At 66.5% G+C, this 19,438-nt stretch carries 14 protein-coding genes; 7 read left to right on the top strand and 7 right to left on the bottom strand.

The window, feature by feature from the left end; all coding sequences use genetic code 11:
• Positions 1–165 precede the first annotated feature (165 nt).
• The gene (locus tag M5E06_RS22055) at positions 166–1,350 is read left to right on the top strand and encodes an IS4 family transposase (RefSeq protein WP_252137514.1); all 1,185 of its coding nucleotides are present in this window, start codon (positions 166–168) and stop codon (positions 1,348–1,350) included.
• A 70-nt stretch (positions 1,351–1,420) separates the two neighbouring features.
• Here the strand turns inward: M5E06_RS22055 and M5E06_RS22050 are convergent, their stop codons facing one another.
• Positions 1,421–1,894 (bottom strand): YchJ family protein, encoded by a 474-nt coding sequence (locus M5E06_RS22050; RefSeq protein WP_252140023.1) that lies wholly within the window; start codon positions 1,892–1,894, stop codon positions 1,421–1,423.
• Positions 1,895–2,080: 186 nt separating this feature from the next.
• Here M5E06_RS22050 and M5E06_RS22045 point away from each other — a divergent pair, with 186 nt between their 5' ends.
• Positions 2,081–3,487, top strand: coding sequence for an HD-GYP domain-containing protein (locus M5E06_RS22045; RefSeq protein ID WP_252140022.1), 1,407 nt, complete (start codon positions 2,081–2,083; stop codon positions 3,485–3,487).
• A gap of 4 nt (positions 3,488–3,491) precedes the next feature.
• Here M5E06_RS22045 and M5E06_RS22040 read toward each other — a convergent pair whose 3' ends face one another.
• Positions 3,492–4,088, bottom strand: a complete 597-nt coding sequence (locus M5E06_RS22040) for a TetR/AcrR family transcriptional regulator (RefSeq protein ID WP_252140021.1) — start codon at positions 4,086–4,088, stop codon at positions 3,492–3,494.
• A gap of 126 nt (positions 4,089–4,214) precedes the next feature.
• On the opposite strand from M5E06_RS22040, the gene M5E06_RS22035 reads away from it, so the two are divergent.
• Both M5E06_RS22035 and M5E06_RS22030 read left to right on the top strand, forming a co-directional pair.
• Entirely contained in the window at positions 4,215–5,333 is a 1,119-nt protein-coding gene (locus M5E06_RS22035; protein ID WP_252140020.1) for an efflux RND transporter periplasmic adaptor subunit, read from the top strand.
• On the top strand, positions 5,330–8,452 hold the full coding sequence (locus M5E06_RS22030) for an efflux RND transporter permease subunit (protein ID WP_252140019.1): 3,123 nt from the start codon (positions 5,330–5,332) through the stop codon (positions 8,450–8,452). The genes M5E06_RS22035 and M5E06_RS22030 overlap by 4 nt, the downstream gene beginning before the upstream one ends.
• A 181-nt stretch (positions 8,453–8,633) precedes the next feature.
• Here the strand turns inward: M5E06_RS22030 and M5E06_RS22025 are convergent, their stop codons facing one another.
• From M5E06_RS22025 to M5E06_RS22005, 5 genes are all read right to left on the bottom strand, one after another.
• Entirely contained in the window at positions 8,634–9,788 is a 1,155-nt protein-coding gene (locus M5E06_RS22025; RefSeq protein ID WP_252140018.1) for an acyltransferase family protein, read from the bottom strand.
• A gap of 246 nt (positions 9,789–10,034) precedes the next feature.
• Positions 10,035–11,525 (bottom strand): sodium:proton antiporter, encoded by a 1,491-nt coding sequence (locus M5E06_RS22020; RefSeq protein WP_252140017.1) that lies wholly within the window; start codon positions 11,523–11,525, stop codon positions 10,035–10,037.
• Between the two features lie 113 nt (positions 11,526–11,638).
• Positions 11,639–12,016, bottom strand: coding sequence for a DUF1850 domain-containing protein (locus tag M5E06_RS22015; protein WP_252140016.1), 378 nt, complete (start codon positions 12,014–12,016; stop codon positions 11,639–11,641).
• A gap of 3 nt (positions 12,017–12,019) precedes the next feature.
• On the bottom strand, positions 12,020–14,113 hold the full coding sequence (locus M5E06_RS22010) for a TRAP transporter permease (protein ID WP_252140015.1): 2,094 nt from the start codon (positions 14,111–14,113) through the stop codon (positions 12,020–12,022).
• A 40-nt stretch (positions 14,114–14,153) separates the two neighbouring features.
• Positions 14,154–15,128 (bottom strand): TAXI family TRAP transporter solute-binding subunit, encoded by a 975-nt coding sequence (locus M5E06_RS22005; protein WP_252140014.1) that lies wholly within the window; start codon positions 15,126–15,128, stop codon positions 14,154–14,156.
• A 357-nt stretch (positions 15,129–15,485) separates the two neighbouring features.
• Here M5E06_RS22005 and M5E06_RS22000 point away from each other — a divergent pair, with 357 nt between their 5' ends.
• The 3 genes from M5E06_RS22000 (at position 15,486) to M5E06_RS21990 (ending at position 19,264) form a co-directional block, all read left to right on the top strand.
• Positions 15,486–15,986, top strand: a complete 501-nt coding sequence (locus M5E06_RS22000) for a (2Fe-2S)-binding protein (RefSeq protein ID WP_252140013.1) — start codon at positions 15,486–15,488, stop codon at positions 15,984–15,986.
• A gap of 67 nt (positions 15,987–16,053) precedes the next feature.
• Positions 16,054–18,444, top strand: coding sequence for a xanthine dehydrogenase family protein molybdopterin-binding subunit (locus M5E06_RS21995; protein ID WP_252140012.1), 2,391 nt, complete (start codon positions 16,054–16,056; stop codon positions 18,442–18,444).
• Positions 18,445–18,472: 28 nt separating this feature from the next.
• The gene (locus M5E06_RS21990) at positions 18,473–19,264 is read left to right on the top strand and encodes an FAD binding domain-containing protein (protein ID WP_252140011.1); all 792 of its coding nucleotides are present in this window, start codon (positions 18,473–18,475) and stop codon (positions 19,262–19,264) included.
• Positions 19,265–19,438: the final 174 nt, after the last annotated feature.

Genomic DNA, 19,438 nt, shown 5'->3' with positions numbered 1-19,438 from the left:
CCGCTGCGGACGCCTGGAATTCAACGTCCGCAATCTTCTCAGCCGTCATCCCCGCGAAGGCGCACTGCTGTCCGGGATTTTTGGATGGATTGAAGCTGCACGGCAGACAAAGCCAGAGTTCTGGCCCAAAATCGCAGTCGCCAAACATAGATTTTGAGGTCTGCCGTGCCGTTCCAAGCTAGCGGATTTTTGCGCCTTGTGGAACCTCTGGACCGTCGTGTGGTGAACGGGATTGTGGCGCGGCACCGTGGCAATCATGGGGTTGGGAGTGGTGACAAGGGCTGGACGTGCCAGCGGCACCTGAAGGCGATGCTTTTCGCCCAGTTCGCCGGGCTGAAGAGCCTTCGCGAGATTGCGGAGGGGTTGGCGGCCCAACCGGCAGGGCTTTACCACACCGGGCTGCGGCCGGTTAGCAAGAGCACGCTCAGCGATGCCTCGGCGGCCCGGCCTGCGGCGGTGTTCCGGGAGATTGCCGAACAGGTCATGGGCGGCTTGGCCCGATCGGCGCGTCAGGAAAGCCGGGAGTTGGTGCGGCTGATCGACGGCTCTGCGATCATGTTGCGGGACCGCCGCTTCAACTGGGCCGAAGCCGATTCGCGCTGCCGTGGCCTGAAGCTCCATCTGGTCTACGATCCGCGGACAGCCACGCCGGTGCATTTTGCCGTGGAAACGCCCAAGCTCAGCGAAATCAAGATGGCGCGACGCCTGCCGTTCGCTGCCGGGGCCACCTATGTCTTTGACAAGGGATACACGGATTACCGCTGGTGGCATGAGATCACCATGGCGCAGGCGCTGTTCGTGACCCGGCTGAAGGCCAATGCACACCGCCGTGTAGAGCGAACCGTGGAGGCGGTTGGCGACAACATCGTGGCGGACCGCCGGGTGAAGGTCGGCCACAAAAAGCCGCGTGGCGGCGCGACCAACCCACTCTACGACGCCGAACTTCGTGAAGTGGTGGTGGCGCGTCCGGATAAGGAGCCACTCCATCTGATCACCAATGATCTTGACCGGACTGCTCAGGAGATCGCCGACCTTTATAAGGAGCGTTGGCAGATTGAGTTGTTTTTCAAGTGGATCAAACAGAACCTGAAGCTGAAGACATTCTTCGGTCGCTCGGAGAATGCCGTCAGAATTCAGATCTACACGGCATTGATTGCCTTCTGCTTGTTGCGGCTGTTCCAGAACACCTACGCCAAAAACCATGTCGGCGGTGCGAAGGCCCTGAAGATCAGGCTCAAGGTTGCACTCTTCGAACCTTTCGACACCACCAATCATTGTCCGACAAGACCACGGCCACCGCAAAAAAGACCGCCAGACCGTCAACTTAGTCTGCCCCTGGCGGAGCCCTGAAAATCCCGGACAGCAGTGCGCCTTCGCGGGAATGACGGCCGAGAAAGGTCCTTAACGCAACTGAGATCTCTCAACGCCCGCAGCAGGCCTTGTGCTTGCGCCCCGAGCCGCACGGGCACGGATCGTTGCGACCGACCTTGACCACGCGGCGCGGCGGGTCCTTCGGGTTCAGGACGCTGTCGACGTAGAGCCAGCGCCCGTCGACCCGGCGGAAGCGCGACCGTTCGTGCAGCGGCCACTCCTCCCCGTCGCGGTGGAAGGTCAGGAAGAACTCGACCATGCCGTCGTCGCCGGTCTCCTCCGTCTTCATGACGGTCAAAGGCCCCCACTCGCATTCCTGCGCCACCCGTTCGGCATCGGCCCGGCTGAAGGCGGCGTGGGTTTCCGGGGCACAGCTGCGCTCGATATGGTCGATGTCGTGGCGGACGAAGGCGGTGTAGCGCGACCGCATCAGCGCTTCGGCCGAGGGGGCGGGCTGCCCGGCCAGGATCGGGCCGCAGCAGCGCTCGAATTCAAGACCCGAACCGCAGGGGCAGGCGGACATCACGATACGGTTCCTTCCATAAGCAGCAGGTAGCGGCCGGCGGCACGGTGCCTGCCGAAACTTAACGCCGTCTCAACAATTCCCAACGGATCCTTTGATCCGGGGCGGCGATATTGACGCTTGGCATGGACATCGTCCAGAACGGTGAGCCCCGCAAAAAGGGTATGGCGCAAACGGGGTGTGGCGATGAGCGCGGGAGTCGGCAGCAAGGTGATCGGCAGTACGATGACCGCGATGGGCGAGCGGCGGCGGCTCAGCCTGCTTTTCAGGTCCCTGTCCGGCCGCCATGCCGATGTGGCGACGATGCGGCTGCCCACCCCCCGCGCCGTCCTGCTGCGGCTGGCCGGCGCCGCCCTGTTCCTGGCGCTGGCGGTCGGCGGCATCGCCTTTCTGGTCGAGGTCGAGATCGCCGATGGCCGTGTGGTTGAACTGGCGCGGGAGGAATCGGCGGCTTTCCTGACCGATGCCCGCTCCTCGCTCGCGGCCGGCGCCGCCGATTCGGATTTGGAATCGTTGCTGCAGCGCTTCATGGCCAGCCGCAACGGGCTGTACCTGAACCATGGCGACGGCCATTTCATCGTCGCGGAGCTTTATGCACCCGATCAGCGGAAGACGGCCGAATATGTCGCACCCGGTGCGGAATGGGCGGAACAGCGCCTGTCTTCCACCCGGCACGGCTTCCCCACCGACGGTGATGCGATCTACGACCGCTTCACGCTAGACGGGCATATCTTCATCCAGACGATGGAGCCGCTGCTCGATTCCGATGGCCGGCTGCTCGGCTATTTCGAAAGCGTCTTCCAGCTTTCGGCCCGCCGCTCGCACGAGATCCTGCGCGACACCGCAACGGTGGTCGCCGTGTCGTCGCTGTCGGTGCTGGGGACCGCGCTGGTCCTGCTGCCGATCTTCGGGGCCTACAACCGGGGCATCCTGCGGCTGTCGCGCGGCCTGCTCGACGCCAACATCGGCATGCTGACCGCGCTGGGCAGCGCCATCGCCAAGCGCGACAGCGACACCAACGCCCACAATTACCGGGTGACGGTCCTGGCAATCCGTCTGGCCGAGGCGCTGGGGCTGGAGGAGGCGGCGATCCGGCAGTTGGTGAAGGGCGCCTTCCTGCACGATGTCGGCAAGATCGCCATTCCCGACAGCATCCTGCTGAAACCCGGCAAGCTGGATGCCGAGGAGTTCGCGGTGATGAAGACCCATGTCGTCCATGGGCTGGACATCGTCGGCTCGTCCGACTGGCTGGCCGATGCGGCCGACGTGGTCGGCGGCCATCACGAGAAGTTCGACGGATCGGGCTATCCGCGCGGATTGAAGGGGCACGCGATTCCGATTTCCGCCCGCATCTTCGCCGTCGCCGACGTGTTCGATGCCCTGACCTCACGCCGCCCCTACAAGGAGCCGATGTCCTACGCCACCACCATGGGCATCCTCGCCGACGGCGCCGGCAAGCATTTCGACCCGGACGTGCTCGCCCGCTTCACCGCCATCGCCGCCGGCCTGCACGAACGGCTGACCGAGATGGGCGACGACGGCGTGCGGGAGGAACTGAGCAGACTGGTGATGCGCTATTTCAAGCTGGCCTGAACGGTCAGGGCGCCAGACCGCGCAGGAACAGGTCCACCGCCTTGTCGACGAAGGCGTGGCGCTCCTCCTCCGTCGGTGCGGGGCAGAGACCCAGCACGAGCTGGCAATAGGCGCCGCCCTGCATGGCGGCCAGGAACTGCCGGGCGACGAAGGCCGGATCGTCGGTGGCGATCACCCCGCGCTCGGCCAGCCGGGTGAACAGCGCGACGAAGTTGGCGATTCCCTGCTCCGGTCCCGCCTGGAAATAGAGCCGGGCGGCGAGCGGCATCCGCGTCGCCTCCCCCACCACCGCCTGATGGACACGGATCGCCGCATCCGACCACAGCAGGTCGGTGAAGCGGCGGCCAACCTGGATCAGGACGTCACGCAACGGCAGTCCATCGAACATCTCCGCCGAAAAGCGCAGGCCGCGCCGTTCGCATTCGGCGGAGATCACCGCGGTGTAAAGCTCCTCCTTCGACGGAAAGCGGGTGTAGAGGGTGGTCTTGGACACCCGCGCCTGCTGCGCCACCTGATCCATCGACGTGGCGGCATAGCCAAGCTCCAGAAAGACCTCCCGCGCGGCGGCGACGATCTGTTCCGCCTTCGCATCATGGGACACGGGCGGATGAGACGCTTTTTGCTCCGATGACTGCACTGAACTGTACCGTTCACTCTTGACGTGGGTTGGGTGCCGGAGTAGGACGGTAGCAGTACGATACAGTCCAGTCCAGTGGGGAGACGTGGTATGGCCCGATTCCGCGAAAGGCGGCTTGCGTCCGCCGTGATGGCGACAACGGCGCTGCTGACGGTGGCGGGCCTGCTCGCCGGCTGCAATGAAACGCAGTCCGCCTCCACTCCGGCGGAAGGAGAGGTGCGGCCGGTCCGCGTCGCTACCGTGGCACTGGAACCGCTGGTCGACAGCGTGCGCTACCCGGCGGTGATCCGCCCGCGGGTGGAGGCCGATGTCGGATTCCGCGTCGGCGGCAAGGTGACCGCCCGGCTGGTGGAGGTCGGGACCCGCATCGAACCCGGCATGCCGCTGGCCCGGCTGGACCCGACCGACCTGCAATTGCAGATCCGCGCTGCCCAGGCGCAGTTGACCTCGGCGCAGGCCGACGCGGCCAACGCCCGCAGCGATTTCCAGCGCTATGCCAGCCTGCGCCAGGGCGAATGGACGACCCGCCAGGAATACGACCGCCGCAAGACCACGCTGGACAAGGCCGACTCCAAGGTGCGGGAGCAGGAGGCGCAGCTGCGCGTCCTCACCAACTCCGCCCAATATGCCACGCTGGTGGCGGACGAAGCCGGTATCGTCACCGCGACGCTGATCGAACCGGGACAGGTGGTGGCCGCCGGCCAGACCGCCCTGCGCGTCGCCCGGCTGGGCGCGCTCGAAGCTGTGGCGAACATCCCCGAGCAGAGCGTCGGCGCCCTGCCCCGCCAGACGCTGTCGGTCGAGCTGTGGTCGCACCCCGACCAGAGCATCGCCGGCACCTTGCGTGAGGTCTCGCCCAGCGCCGATGCCGCGACCCGCACATTCCAGGCGAAGATCGCGCTGACCGACCCGCCGCCGACGGTTCAGCTCGGCATGACCGCCACGGTCACCGCCGCTGCCGGCCATGGCGCCCCGGTCGCCCGACTGCCGCTGAGCGCGCTGACCCAGCGCGAGCAGGCGCCGGCGGTCTGGGTGCTGTCGGCGCCGGACGACCGGCTGGAACTGCGCCCGGTCACCGTCGCGGCTTACGCCGGCGACCTTGCCCTGATCGGCGGCGGGTTGAAGGACGGCGAGCGCGTCGTCACCGCCGGTGTGCACAAGCTCGACGCCGGCCAGAAGGTCCGCGTCTGGACGGAGCCGGCACGATGAACCACTCCCGCCTCAACCTGTCGGCCTGGGCGCTGGCCCACCGCACGCTGGTGCTGTTCATGATGCTCGCCAGCGTGCTGGCCGGCGCTCTCGCCTACAAGAATCTGGGCCGGGCGGAGGATCCATCCTTCACCTTCAAGGTGATGGTGGTGCGCACCCAATGGCCGGGCGCCACCGCGCGCGAGGTCGAGCAGTTCGTCACAGACCGCATCGAGAAGAAGCTGGAGGAGGTGCCCTATTACGACGTCGCCCGCAGCTACTCCAAGCCCGGCGAGTCGGTGGTCTTCGTCCAGCTGAAGGACTACACCCCGCCGAAGATGGTGCCGGACCTGTGGTATCAGGTGCGCAAGAAGATCGGCGACATCCGCTATACCCTGCCCGACGGCGTGGTCGGTCCCTTCTTCAATGACGAGTTCGGCGACGTCTATTCCGCCATCTACGCCTTCATGGGGGATGATTTCACCCCGGCCCAGTTGAAGAAGGTGGCCGAACAGGCGCGTGCCCGCCTGCTGAAGCTGCCGGGCGTCGAGAAGATCGACCTGATCGCCCCGCAGGAGGAGCGTGTCTATGTCGAGATCTCCAGCCAGCGGCTCGCCAGCTTCGGCCTGCCGGTGGAGTCGGTGATCCAGGCGCTCCAGCGCGAGAACGCCATCGCCGCGTCGGGCGACGTCGATACCGGATCGCAGCGGGTCTATGTCCGGCTGGACCTCGGCCTCGACACCGCGGCGGCGGTGCGGGCGATCCCGGTGGAGAGCGGCGGCCGATTGTTGACCATCGGCGACGTGGCGGAGGTCAAGCGCGGCTATGTCGAACCGCGGCGCTACACCCTGCGCTACGACGGCCGTGACGCCATCGGCATCGGCGTGGTGATGGCGAAGGGCGGCAACGTCCTGAAGCTGGGCGAGCAGTTGGATGCGGCGATGGAGAAGGTCCGCGCCGAACTGCCGGTCGGGCTGGAGGTGGCGCAGGTCGCCGACCAGCCGAAGGTGGTCGAACATTCGGTCGGCGAATTCATGGAATCGCTGGCCGAGGCGCTGGGCATCGTCATCCTGGTCAGCCTCGTCAGCCTGGGCTGGCGCACCGGCATCGTCGTGGCGCTGGCGGTGCCGCTGGTGCTGGCGATGACGCTGGTGGCGATGCAGCTCCTGCACATCGACCTGCAGCGCATCTCGCTGGGCGCCCTCATCATCGCGCTCGGCCTGCTGGTGGACGACGCCATCATCGCGGTGGAGATGATGGTGGTGAAGATGGAGCAGGGCTGGGACCGGTTGAAGGCGGGCGCCTTCGCCTACACCTCCACCGCCTTTCCGATGCTGAGCGGCACCATCGTCACGGCGGCGGGCTTCGTGCCGGTCGGCTTCGCGGCGTCGGCGGCCGGCGAATACACCAACTCGATCTTCTGGGTGGTGGCGCTGTCGCTGCTGCTGTCCTGGGTGGTGGCGGTGGTCTTTACCCCCTATCTCGGCTGGCTGCTGCTGCCCAAGCCCAAGCATGTGGTGCCGGACGGGCACGAGCTGGACATCTACGACACCCGCGCCTACCGCATCCTGCGCGGCATGATCGAAGCATGCGTGCGGGCGCGCTGGGTCACCATCGGCGTGACCGTGGCGGCCTTCGTCACCGCGCTGGTCGGCTTCGGCCATGTCCAGCAGCAGTTCTTTCCCTCGGCCAGCCGGCCGGAGTTGCTGATCGACATCCGTCTCGCCGAAGGCTCCTCCTTCGAGGCGACCGCCGCCGAGGTGAAGCGGATGGAGGCGGTGCTGGCAAAGGACCCGGACGTGGATTACTGGGTCGCCTACACCGGTGGCGGCTCGCCGCGCTTCTACCTGCCGCTCGACCAGCAGCTGGAGACCGCCAACTTCGCCCAGTTCATGGTGATGACCAAGGGGCTGGAGCAGCGAGAGCATTTCATGCAGCGGCTGGAGCCGAGGCTGGAATCCGACTTCCCCGCCGCCCGCGTCCGCATCAGCCGGCTGGAGAACGGCCCGCCGGTCGGCTATCCGGTGCAGTTCCGCGTCACCGGCGAGGATCCGGCGACCATCCGCAAGATCGCCTATCAGGTGCGCGACACCATGCGCGCCCACCCCAACACCGCCAACGTCCATCTGGATTGGGACGAGCTGTCCAAGCGCGTCCGGCTGGAGGTGGACACCGCCAAGGCGCGTGCGCTGGGCGTGTCGAAGCAGGATTTGTCCAACGCCCTGCAACTGCTGTTGAACGGCATGTCGGTCACCCAGTACCGCGAGGGTACGGAGCTGATCGGCGTCCTGCTGCGCACCACGCCGGAAGAGCGGATGGATTTGTCGCGGCTGGGCGAGCTGAACATCCGCACCAGCCGCGGCACCACCGTGCCCCTCAGTCAAGTCGCCAGCGTGCGTTATGAACTGGAGGAACCGGTCCTGTGGCGCAGGGCGCGCGAGACGACGATGACGGTCAAGGGCGACGTGACCGGCGGCCTGCAGGCCCCGGTGGTCAGCACCCAATTGAACACGCAGTTGAACGCGCTGCGCGCCACCCTGCCCGACGGCTACGCCATCACCATGGGCGGCGCCATCGAGGAAAGCGCCAAGGGCCAGGACTCGATCAACGCCATGATGCCGGTGATGCTGCTGATCATGGTCACCACGCTGATGCTGCAGCTGCAGAGCTTCTCGCGCGTGTTCATGGTCCTGCTGACGGCGCCGCTGGGGCTGATCGGCGTCACCGCCTCGCTTCTGCTGTTCAACCTGCCCTTCGGCTTCGTCGCCATGCTGGGCGTCATCGCGCTGGCCGGCATCATCATGCGCAACTCGGTCATCCTGGTCGACCAGATCGAGCAGGACATCCGTAGCGGCCGGTCGCGTTGGGACAGCATCGTCGAGGCGACCGTCCGCCGCGCCCGCCCCATCGCACTGACCGCCGCCGCGGCGATCCTCGCCATGATCCCGCTGACGCAGAGCGTGTTCTGGGGCCCGATGGCGGTTGCCATCATGGGCGGTCTGGCGGGCGCCACCGTGCTGACGATCTTCTTCCTGCCGGCGCTCTATGCGGCCTGGTTCCGCGTGCCCCGGCCGGAGACGGAAGAGGTGGAGGACGACGGGATGAACGGGGCGCTGCCCGGGCCGGCGCTGGGGGACTAATAGTCTACTCTTTCGCTCAAGCTTGACCACGGTCAAGGGGAGTACGCGCAACCCATGACAAGGTGGCGCCACAATCGATCTCCCGATTGCATCATCAATTGCTGATGATCCTCTTTCGTACTGTAACTTTGCGCCCGGAGGCCCCCGCCTCCGGGCGCATTTTTTTAGGCCGAAAGCCTTCTCAGTCGGCCCGCCGTCCCGCCACCGCCAGCGTCAGCCGGCCGACATTCGGCCTCTCCCGCAGAAGGCGCCGGCCGCCCACTTCGATCCGGCGATAGGCCGGGCCAGCCATCAGAAGGCAGGCGGTGACCATCGCCACCAGCAGCGCCATCGACCAGCCGCCGGGCAGCGCCTTGCGGTCGTAGATGCCGAGACCCAGCCCAAGCACCCTTGTGGTGGCATATTCGACAAAGCCGTGGATCAGGTAGAGCGAATAGGACACGTCGCCCAGCCAGACCAGCGGCCGGACATTCAAGGCGCCCGCGGCCCGGCCGCGGTTGGCGACCGCCGCCAGGATCAGCAGGGCGAACAGCGGCACCGCCAGCAGGTCCGGCCCGCCGGTGTGCAGAAGCAGCAGGATCGCCAGCACGACCCCGGCCATCGTCAGGTCACTCGACAGCACCGACCCGGCAAGCCCGCTGCGGAAGGCGCTGTAGAGCAGCGTGCCCAGCAGGAATTCCGGCAGGCAGCGCAGCAGCGTCTGCGGCCCGTCCCACTGGTTCAGATTGTCCTGCGTCGCCCAGGCCAACAGGCAGAGCGTCGCCAGCGCACCGGCCGCCATCAGGGCCTGCGTCCGGCCGTTGGACCGCCAAACCCAGGGCAGCGCGAAGGGGAAGACCAGATAGGCCATGAATTCCAGGCTGATCGACCATGCCGGATAATTCCAGCTCAGCACGCTGGCATAGAGGCCCTGGAGCATGAACAGGTTGGCGACCAGCGCCCAGATCGATTCGGCGCCCTTCAGCGGGATCGCCGGGAAGCTGCCGGTGGCGGCGTACTCCACCGTCCGCACGGCCAGCGCCGTCGCCACGAACAGCAGCAGGACCGCCAGATGCAGCGGATAGAGCCGGGCGATGCGCGCCCTCAGGAAGCTCCAGTATTTGTCGCCGACCGACCGGCTGAAGGTGTCGTGATAGACATGGGTCAGCACGAAACCGCTGAGCATGAAGAACAGGTCGACGGCCAGATAGCCCTTCTGCACCAGATGCGTGTAGCTGTCCGGGTGCAGGTTGGGGAAATACTGGAAACTGTAATGGTACAGCACCACCCACAGGGCCGCGATGCCGCGCAACGGGGTCAGGGAGTGCAGGTGACGGGGTTGGGTCTGCGTGCTCATGGCGCAGGCTCCGGCCGGTCAGGCCGATGGGACCCGTCCCGTTGGCATGCCGCCGGACACGACCATCGGCCGCCCCGCCTTCGATCCCGCACCCAGGTTCCCGCCGAAATTCTTCGAAACCACGTCGCCCTCCAGCCGTTGCGCCGCGCACGCCTGCCGGTTCGCAGGCGAAAAAGCGGCCCTATCGCGGATTAACGGCGGAGGTGAGGATTGGTTTCGTGGCTGGCTGTTACAGAATAGGGACCATCACAGGAAGAAGACCAGCGTGGTCAGGCCCAGCAACGGCACGAGAATGCCGCAGGACCAGGCCATGTAGCCGAAGAAGCTGGGCATGGCGACGCCGCGTTCCTCGGCGATCGCCTTGACCATGAAGTTGGGGGCATTGCCGATATAGCTGTTGGCGCCCATGAAGACCGCACCGGCGGAGATCGCGGTCAGCGTCAGCGACAGGTCGGTCATCAGTGGCTGCGCCTCGCCGCCGGCGGTGTTGAAGAAGATCAGGTAGGTGGGGGCGTTGTCGAGGAAGCTGGACAGGATGCCGGTCGCCCAGAAATAGGCGGCCGGGTTGGGCTTCCCGCCCTCGTTCACCGCGGAGATGATGGCGCCCAGCGCGCCGTCGGTGCCGGCCTTCAGGATGGCGATGGCCGGGATGATCGTCAGGAAGATGGCGGCGAACAGCTTCGCCACCTCCAGGATCGGGCCCCAGCTGAAGCCGTTCAGGCGGCGGCTCTGCTTGCTGGTCAGCGCCAGCGACAGGCCGGTGATGCCCAGCAGCAGCAGGTTCGACACGATGGTCTCCAACTGCACCGTCACATGGTACAGCGTGACCCCCACGCCGGGATGCCAGACGCCGCTCAGCAGAACCGCGCCGATGATGGCGACCAGCAGCAGCAGGTTGACGCTGCCCTCGATGCGGATCGGCTCGCGCTCGTGAACGCCCTCGATCAGCGGGTGCTTGCCGGGGTCGCGGGTGTGCAGGACGAGGTCCAGCACGAAATAGATCACCAGCAGCAGGCCCGACAGGAAGGACATCGGCGCCAGCAGATGGACTGTCGGCCAGAAGAAATCGACGCCCTTCAGGAAGCCGAGGAACAGCGGCGGGTCACCCAGCGGCGTCAGCGATCCGCCGACATTCGACACCAGGAAGATGAAGAAGACGATGGTGTGGACCCGGTAGCGCCGGTGTTCGTTCGCCCGCAGCAGCGGGCGGATCAGCAGCATCGAGGCGCCGGTGGTGCCCATCAGGCTCGCCAGCACCGTGCCGAGCGCCAGCCCGACGGTGTTGGCCGCAGGCGTCCCCACCAGCGACCCGGTCAGCCGCACGCCGCCCGCCACCGTGAACAGCGCGGTCAGCAGCACGATGAAGGGGATGTATTCCAGCAGGACCGTGTGTAGCAGCTCGTAGGTCGCAAGGTCGATCCCGAAGGTCGCGGCGAAGGGCACCAGGAAGGCCAGCGCCCAGGCCGCCGAAATCTTGCCGAAGTGATGGTGCCAGACCATCGGCGCCAGCAGCGGGAACAGCGCGATCGACAGCAGGATTCCAGCGAAGGGCACGACCCAGGCGGCACTCAGCAGCCGCCCGTCCAGATGCGGCACGCCGCCATGGGCAACCTCCGCCGCCACCTCCGCCGCCTGGACTCCGTGCGTGCTCAGCAGCACGCCACCGACGGCGAGCGCCGCGCCGAGAACGGCCGGAAGGAAGGATGGGCGGCGTTGGTGCGTGGGGGAATTGATCATCGGTCCGGATGGTAGGCTGACGAAAGAAGCGGGAGTATGCGGATTGACGCAGCGTAAGCCAAGCCGGAAGGGACGTTGACCACACGAACTTTCGTAGGCGGGGGCGGCGCCGCCTACGGGCAGGCCCGCATCGCCACCGCCTGATCCTTCACCCCGGTCCAGCCCGACAAGGGCCGGCACTCGTTCCCGGCGCACAGCCGGTGCTCGCCAGTGAAGTTTGAGGCCGCCAACGTGACGCTGTCCTGCGGCGGCAGGTCGGGCGTCCAGACCATCCAGCCCTCGGCGGTCAGCCGGGCATCGGGGCCGGGCTCCATCCCGGCGCCGGTGCCGCGGATGCGGGCCTCGGTCGGTCGCAGCCGGCCGGCCTCGACCGTCCAGGCCTCCCGCCACTCGGTCTTCTCGATCGAGTGAGTCCAGGACAGGGTGAACTGCGTTCCCGGCAGCGACGCCAAAAGCGCACCGCCGAGGGCGAACAGGCAGAGACCGGCCATGGACTAAGAGACGGCGGCCGCAGCCGGTATGCTGCGGCGCCGGTGTTGCCACAGCAGGAACAAGCCGGTCATGACGAAGGCGGCCTCGTCGGTCAGCGGCAAGGCGACCACGAACAGGAAGGCTGTCAAAGCGGCATAGACCCGGGCGACCAGCGGCAGCGGTGTCCAGAAAAAGCCGATGGTTGCGGCTCCCCACAGGGCGATGGCGACGCAGGCCTTGATGAACACATAGGCCACCGCCAGCCAGCTTCCGGTCTGCATGACCAGAGCCGGGTCGTAGACAGCCATGAAGGGCACGACATAACCCGCCATCGCCACCCGTGTCGCAATCCAGCCGATGTCCATGTGATCGGCCTTGCAGATCGACGAGGCCGCCAGGGCCGCCAGGGCCACTGGCGGGGTCAGGTCGGCCATGATGCCGAAATAGAAGACGAACATGTGGCTGACCATCAGCGGCACGCCCATGGTCAGGAGGGCCGGCGCGGCGATCGACGCGGTGATGATGTAGTTCGCCGTGGTCGGCAGGCCGGTTCCCAGCACGATGCAGGCGATCATGGTCAGCACCAGCGCCGCCAGCAGGTTGCCGCCCGACCAGTCGACAATGGTGGAGGCGAAGCTGGAGGCGAGGCCGGTCAGCGTCATCATGCCGATCAGCACACCGACGAGCGCACAGGCAACACCGACACCGACAGCGTTCTTGGCGCCGTCGGCGATGCTGTTCACCACCAGCGTGAGCGTCTCCCGGCCGCCCTTGAACATCAGGCACGGGATGATGAGCAGCACGACCATGGTGAAGGCCAGATGCTCGGTCCGGAAACCCAGCTTCCACAGGCCGGCCGCCACCAGCCCGACCGCCACCCAGAAGGCGACCCGCAGGACCATCGGACCGATTTTGCCGACGATCGACGTGCCCAGGATTAGCGCCGCCGTCGCCGCAATGCCGATCACCCCGGCAAACAGGGGCGTGAAACCCGAAAACAGCAGATAGACCAGTGCCGCCAACGGCATGATCAGGTACCAGCCCTCCACCACGGCGCGAAGCGCGTTCGGGCACTGGTCCTTCGGCAGGCCGACAAGGTTGCGCATGCCCGCCTCCAGATGGACCATCCAGAAGGCGCTGCCGAAATAGAGGATCGCGGGAATCGCGGCGGCGATCGCCACCTCGCTGTAAGGCACGCCGATGGTTTCCGCCATGATGAAGGCCGCGGCCCCCATCACCGGCGGCATCAGCTGCCCGCCCATGCTGGCCGTCGCCTCCACCGCGCCGGCGAAGGCAGGGCGATAGCCGAAGCGCATCATCAGCGGAATGGTGAACTGCCCGGTGGTCAGCACATTGGCGACGCCCGACCCGTTGATGGTGCCCATCAGGCCGGAGGAGATCACCGCCACCTTCGCCGGCCCGCCCTTGGCATGACCGACGAGGCCAAGCGACACGTCGTTGAACAGCTTGATCATGCCGGCGCGCTCCAGGAAGGCGCCGAACAGGATGAACAGGAAGATGTAGCTGGCTGACACGAAGGTCGGCGTGCCGTAAATCCCCTCGGTCGACAGATACAGGTTGTCGATCACCTGATCGATGTCATAGCCGCGGTGGGCGAGCCCGAAGGGAAGATGGCGGCCGAACAGGGCATAAGGAATGAAGATGCCGCACATGATCGGCAACGCCAGCCCCATGATCCGCCGGGCGCCCTCGAACACCAGTGCGATCGCGATGGTGCCGACGATCAGGTCGGTGGTGTTGGGATCGCCCGCCCGCTGGATCAGGTCGACCTCGAACACATAATGGTAGAGGCCGACGCCGAAGGCGGTCAGGCCCAGCAGCCAGTCGTACCAGGGAACCCGCCTGCGTTCCGCCGTTTGGCGAAAGCCGAACAGGGTGAAGGTCATCAGCAGCAGGAATCCGACGTGGACCGCCCGCACCACCATGGTGGACACCGGGTTGAAGGCGGCGGTCCAGATCTGGAAGGCGGAGAAGGCGACCGCGATGGCGAAAACCGCCCGCCCGTCGAACCCTTCGAAAGCGGCGACCGTGGACGGATTTTCCCGGTCGATGGCTTGGCGGATCTCGGAGTCCGCCTGTTTCTTCTGTGCGCTCACTACGGCTTCTCCGCCAATTCTTTTTTATCAGGCCCGTTTCTTACATCAGCCCCTTTTGCTTGTAGAACTTGACGGCGCCGGGGTGGAACGGCACCGGCGACTGGGTGGCGGTCTTGTCGAGCTTGATCTGCTTGGCGGCGACATGGGCGGCGGCCAGTGCGTCCAGATTCTCGAACAGCGTCTTAGTCATCGCATAGGCGGCGTCGTCCGACACCCCGGAATGGCTGACCAGCAGGTTGCGGACCGCGGCGGTCGGCACATCGGCATCCTGGCCGGGATAGGTGCCGGCCGGGATCGTCTCGGTGATGTAGGCGGCGTCGCCGACCTTCTGCACCACGTCTGCCGGGATGCTGACGACGGTGATCTCCTGCGACGACGACAGATCCTTGATCGCCGCCACGCCGAGACCGGCGGAGATCAGCGTCGCGTCCAGCTGGCGGTTCTTGATGAGATCGACCGATTCGCCGAAGGGCAGATATTCGGTCTTGGCGAAATCCTTATAGGCCAGACCGGCGGCGTTGAAGATGGCGCGCGCGTTCAGCTCCGTCCCCGACTTCGGCGCGCCGACCGACACCCGCTTGCCCTTCAGATCGGCCAGCGTCTTGATGCCCGACTCCTTGGCAGCGACGACCTGGATGTAGTTGGGGTAGATGGCGGCGATGGTGCGCAACTTGGACAGCTTCTGCTTGAAGCCGACCTCCTCGTTGCCCTTCCAGGCATCGCTCAGCGAATCACCGAGCGTGAAGCCGATCTCGCCGCGGCCGGCCTGCAGCAGGTTCAGGTTCTCCACCGACGCCTTGGTCGCCTGCGCCGTCACCTTGGCCCCCGGCAGCGCCTTGCCGTACACGTTCGACAGCGCCACGCCGAGCGGATAATAGACCCCGCTGGTGCCGCCGGTCAGAACGGTGATGAAGGTCTCCGCCTTGGCCGGCAGGGCGGCGAGTCCAAGGCTGACGCCAAGGCCGGCGGCCGTGCACAGGGCCAGAAGGTGACGCTTCACGGATGGGCGATTCATAGCGGCTCTCCCCATTATCGTTGCTGCGCCCGGATCGTTGCCGGGCGGATTTGTTTGCACACCCATAGCCATGGGCAGCCCCAACCCACTGTAACGCGCCACAAAATTGCGCGCCAGTACGTACAATCCGACATAAGGACCGTTCACATGCCATTCTTTCGGCCAAGGCATGCACAGGCTCCTTGACCTCGACGGGCAGACACCCCCTATCCTTGTGGCGGAAGACCGCCGGCCGAAGCGGACACCGGTATAGCCCTGGGCTTGCCCCCGGCCGGCGGCGCGTCGAACGACAGTGAACAGTCCCAACTGCACGCCATACGACTGCAAGCCAGACTTCAGCCAGCGGGAGGAAAACCGATGTCCTGTACCGTATCGATGACCGTCAATGGCAAGACGGTCTCGCGCGAGGTGGAGGAGCGAACCCTGCTCGTCGCCTTCCTGCGCGAGCATCTCGGCCTGACGGGCACCCATGTCGGCTGCGACACCAGCCAGTGCGGCGCCTGCGTCGTCCATGTCGACGGCCGGTCGGTGAAGTCCTGCACCACGCTGGCCGTCCAGGCCAACGGGGCGGAGGTGACGACGATCGAGGGGCTGGCGGCGGCCGACGGCACGCTGCACCCGATGCAGGCCGCCTTCCGCGAGCATCACGGCCTGCAGTGCGGCTTCTGCACGCCGGGCATGGTGATGAGCGCGGTCGATCTGGTCCGCGAGAACCCGAACCCGACCGAGGCGGAGATCCGCGAGGGGCTGGAGGGCAACATCTGCCGTTGCACCGGCTATCACAACATCGTCAAGGCGGTGAAGGCGGGTGCCGAGGCGATGGCGGGGGCGCAACAGGCGCCGGTCGCGGCCGAATAAGGGCGATAAGCCCAGCAAGAAGCAGGCATTTCCGCATCTTACGCGTTCCTGTGGGAGGAAACACGAGATGGCGAACCCCAATGGCATCGGCGCCTCGGTGCGCCGGCGCGAAGACCAGCGCTTTCTGACCGGCCGCGGCAACTACACCGACGATTTCAAGCGCCCCAACATGACCCATGCGGTCCATGTGCGCTCCCCCTATGCCCATGCCCGCATCCTGGGCATCGACTTCGCCGACGCGGCGGCGATGCCGGGCGTGGTCGCCGTGCTGACCGGGGCCGACATGGAGGCCGACAAGGTCGGCAGCCTGCCCTGCGGCTGGCAGATCCACTCCAAGGACGGCTCGCCGATGAAGGAGCCGCCGCATTACCCGCTGGCGCGCGACCGCGTGCGCTATGTCGGCGACGCGGTGGCGGTGGTGATCGCGGAAACCCGCGAGCAGGCGCGCGACGCCGCCGAGATGGTGGTGGTCGATTACGAGGAACTGCCGGCGGTGGGATCCTCCACCCGCGCCATCGACGGTGCTGCGCCGCTGGTGCATGACGATGCGCCGGGCAATGTCTGCTACGACTGGCATCTGGGCGATCAGGCCGCGGTGGATGCCGCCTTCGCCAACGCCGCCCACGTCGCCAAGATCGATCTGGTCAACCAGCGTCTGGTCCCGAACGCCATGGAACCGCGGGCGGCGATGGGCGAATACGACCAGTCGACCGGCGAATACACCCTGACCACCACCAGCCAGAACCCGCACGTCACCCGCCTGCTGATGGGCGCCTTCGTGCTGGGCATTCCGGAGCACAAGCTGCGCGTGGTGGCGCCGGACGTCGGCGGCGGCTTCGGGTCGAAGATCTTCCATTACGGCGAGGAGGCCGTCGTCACCTGGGCGGCGCGCAAGGTCGGCCGGCCGGTGAAATGGACCGCCGACCGCTCCGAAAGCTTCCTGACCGACGCCCACGGCCGCGACCATGTCAGCCATGCCGAGCTGGCGATGGACGCCGACGGCAATTTCCTGGCACTGCGCGTCTCGACGCTCGCCAATCTCGGCGCCTATCTGTCGACCTTCGCGCCGTCGATCCCGACCTATCTCTACGCCACCCTGCTGGCCGGCCAGTACAAGACCCCGGCGATCTATGCCGAGGTGAAGGCGGTCTTCACCAACACCTCCCCCGTCGACGCCTATCGCGGCGCCGGCCGGCCGGAGGCCTGCTATCTGATCGAACGGCTGGTGGATGTCGCCGCCGGCGTGATGGGCATGGACAAGACCGAGATCCGCCGCCGCAACTTCGTGCCGAAGGAGGCGATGCCGTACCAGACGCCGGTCGCCCTGCAGTACGACACCGGCGACTTTGCCAAGAACCTGGACATCGCTCTGCCGCTGGTAGACTACCCCGGCTTCCAGCAGCGCCGGGCCGAATCGAAGGCGCGCGGCAAGCTGCGCGGCATCGGATTCGCCACCTACATCGAAGCCTGCGGCATCGCCCCCAGCAATGTCGCCGGCGCCCTCGGTGCTCGCGCAGGACTTTATGAATGCGCGGAAGTCCGTTTCCATCCAACGGGTTCGGTGACGGTCTTCACCGGTTCTCACAGCCACGGCCAGGGCCATGAGACCACCTTCGCCCAGATCGTGGCCGACCGCTTCGGCATCCCGATCGAGAATGTCGAGATCGTCCACGGCGACACCAACAAGATCCCCTTCGGCATGGGCACCTACGGCTCGCGCTCTCTCGCGGTCGGCGGCTCGGCCCTGGTCAAGGCCATGGACAAGGTGGAGCGCAAGGCGAAGAAGATCGCCGCCCATATGCTGGAAGCCGCCGAGACCGACATCGAGGTGAAGGACGGCCGCTTCACCGTCGCCGGCACCGACAAGAGCCTGGGCATCGGCGACATCGCCCTGCAGGCCTACGTCCCGCACAACTTCCCGCTCGACGAGCTGGAGCCGGGGCTGGACGAGCAGGCCTTCTACGATCCGAAGAACTTCACCTACCCCAACGGCTGCCATGTCTGCGAGCTGGAGATCGATCCCGACACCGGCGTCACCACCATCGTTAGCTTCGCCGCGGTGGATGACTTCGGCAACGTCATCAACCCGCTGATCGTCGAGGGGCAGGTGCATGGCGGCCTTGTCCAGGGCATCGGGCAGGCGCTGTACGAGAACTGCGTCTATGACGAGGACTCGGGGCAGCTCGTCACCGGCTCCTACATGGACTATTGCATGCCGCGGGCGGACGATGTCCCATCCTTCACCGTGCGCTATCACGAGGACCAGCCCTGCACCCACAACCCGCTGGGCGTGAAGGGCTGCGGCGAGGCCGGAACCATCGGCGCCGCCGCAGCCGTGATGAACGCGGTGGTGGACGCGCTGTCTGAGTATGGCGTCACCCACATGGACATGCCGGCGACGCCGGAGAAAGTCTGGCGGACGATCCGCGACGCCACCCCTGCAATGGCGGCGGAATAAGACGGCCGAAGAAGAAGGAGGCTAGAGAATGTACGCGTTCACGTACCAACGGCCGACATCGCTTGCCGACGCGGCGACCGCCATCCAGGCGGAAGAGGCCAAGCTGCTGGGCGGCGGCCAGACCCTGCTGCCGACGCTGAAGCAGCGCCTCGCCCGCCCGACCGACCTGATCGACCTCGGTGCCATTCCGGAGTTGAAGGGCATCCGCGAGGCTGATGGCGGGCTGGAGATCGGCGCCTTCACCCGCCATGCGGAGGTCGCCCATTCCGACCTCGTCAAGCGGGTGATCCCGGCGCTGGCCAGCCTCGCCGAGGGCATCGGCGACCGGCAGGTCCGCAACATGGGCACGATGGGCGGCTCCATCGCCAACGCCGATCCGTCGGCCGACTATCCGTCGGCGGTGGTGGCTCTGAAGGCCACCGTGACCACCGACCGCCGCACCATCGCCGGCAACGATTTCTTCACCGGCATGTTCGAAACCGCGCTGGAGCCGGGCGAGATCGTCAAGTCGGTGCGCTTCTCGCGGCCGGACAAGGCGGCCTACGCGAAGTTCCGCAATCCGGCCAGCCGCTATGCCATCGTCGGCGTCTTCGTCGCCAAGTTCGGCGCCGAGGTGCGAGTGGCGGTGACCGGCGCCGCCGGCTCCGTCTTCCGCGCCGAGGCGTTCGAGACGGCGCTCGCCGCCGACTTCCGGCCGGAGGTATTGAACGGCCTGTCGGTGGAGGCCGACGGCCTGAACGCCGACATCCACGCCAGCGCCGACTACCGCGCCCACCTCGTCACCGTGATGGCGAAGCGCGCGGTCGAAGCGGCGGGGTGATTTAGCTCCCTCTCCCGCCCCGGGAGAGGGAAGGGGCCCAAGCAAAGCTTGGGAAGGGTGAGGGGTGATCCAAGGAACCGTGCGGTTCGGGAGTCTTGCCTCACCCCTCACCCTCCCCACCTTCGGTGTGTCCCCTCCCTCTCCCGGGACGGGAGAGGGCATTTGTTGTCCATC

The organism is Azospirillum sp. A1-3 (assembly GCF_023806445.1).
Lineage (GTDB): Bacteria > Pseudomonadota > Alphaproteobacteria > Azospirillales > Azospirillaceae > Azospirillum.
This window is presented reverse-complemented; position numbering and strand designations above follow the sequence as displayed.

Bases quoted from the DNA above. Each gene is read 5' to 3' on its own strand.
- M5E06_RS22045 (WP_252140022.1), top strand. From the start codon at position 2,081: ATGAGCGCGGGAGTCGGCAGCAAGGTGATCGGCAGTACGATGACCGCG.
- M5E06_RS22000 (WP_252140013.1), top strand. From the start codon at position 15,486: ATGTCCTGTACCGTATCGATGACCGTCAATGGCAAGACGGTCTCGCGC.
- M5E06_RS22020 (WP_252140017.1), bottom strand. From the start codon at position 11,525: ATGATCAATTCCCCCACGCACCAACGCCGCCCATCCTTCCTTCCGGCC.
- M5E06_RS22005 (WP_252140014.1), bottom strand. From the start codon at position 15,128: ATGAATCGCCCATCCGTGAAGCGTCACCTTCTGGCCCTGTGCACGGCC.
- M5E06_RS21990 (WP_252140011.1), top strand. From the start codon at position 18,473: ATGTACGCGTTCACGTACCAACGGCCGACATCGCTTGCCGACGCGGCG.
- M5E06_RS21995 (WP_252140012.1), top strand. From the start codon at position 16,054: ATGGCGAACCCCAATGGCATCGGCGCCTCGGTGCGCCGGCGCGAAGAC.
- M5E06_RS22015 (WP_252140016.1), bottom strand. From the start codon at position 12,016: ATGGCCGGTCTCTGCCTGTTCGCCCTCGGCGGTGCGCTTTTGGCGTCG.
- M5E06_RS22050 (WP_252140023.1), bottom strand. From the start codon at position 1,894: ATGTCCGCCTGCCCCTGCGGTTCGGGTCTTGAATTCGAGCGCTGCTGC.
- M5E06_RS22030 (WP_252140019.1), top strand. From the start codon at position 5,330: ATGAACCACTCCCGCCTCAACCTGTCGGCCTGGGCGCTGGCCCACCGC.
- M5E06_RS22035 (WP_252140020.1), top strand. From the start codon at position 4,215: ATGGCCCGATTCCGCGAAAGGCGGCTTGCGTCCGCCGTGATGGCGACA.
- M5E06_RS22025 (WP_252140018.1), bottom strand. From the start codon at position 9,788: ATGAGCACGCAGACCCAACCCCGTCACCTGCACTCCCTGACCCCGTTG.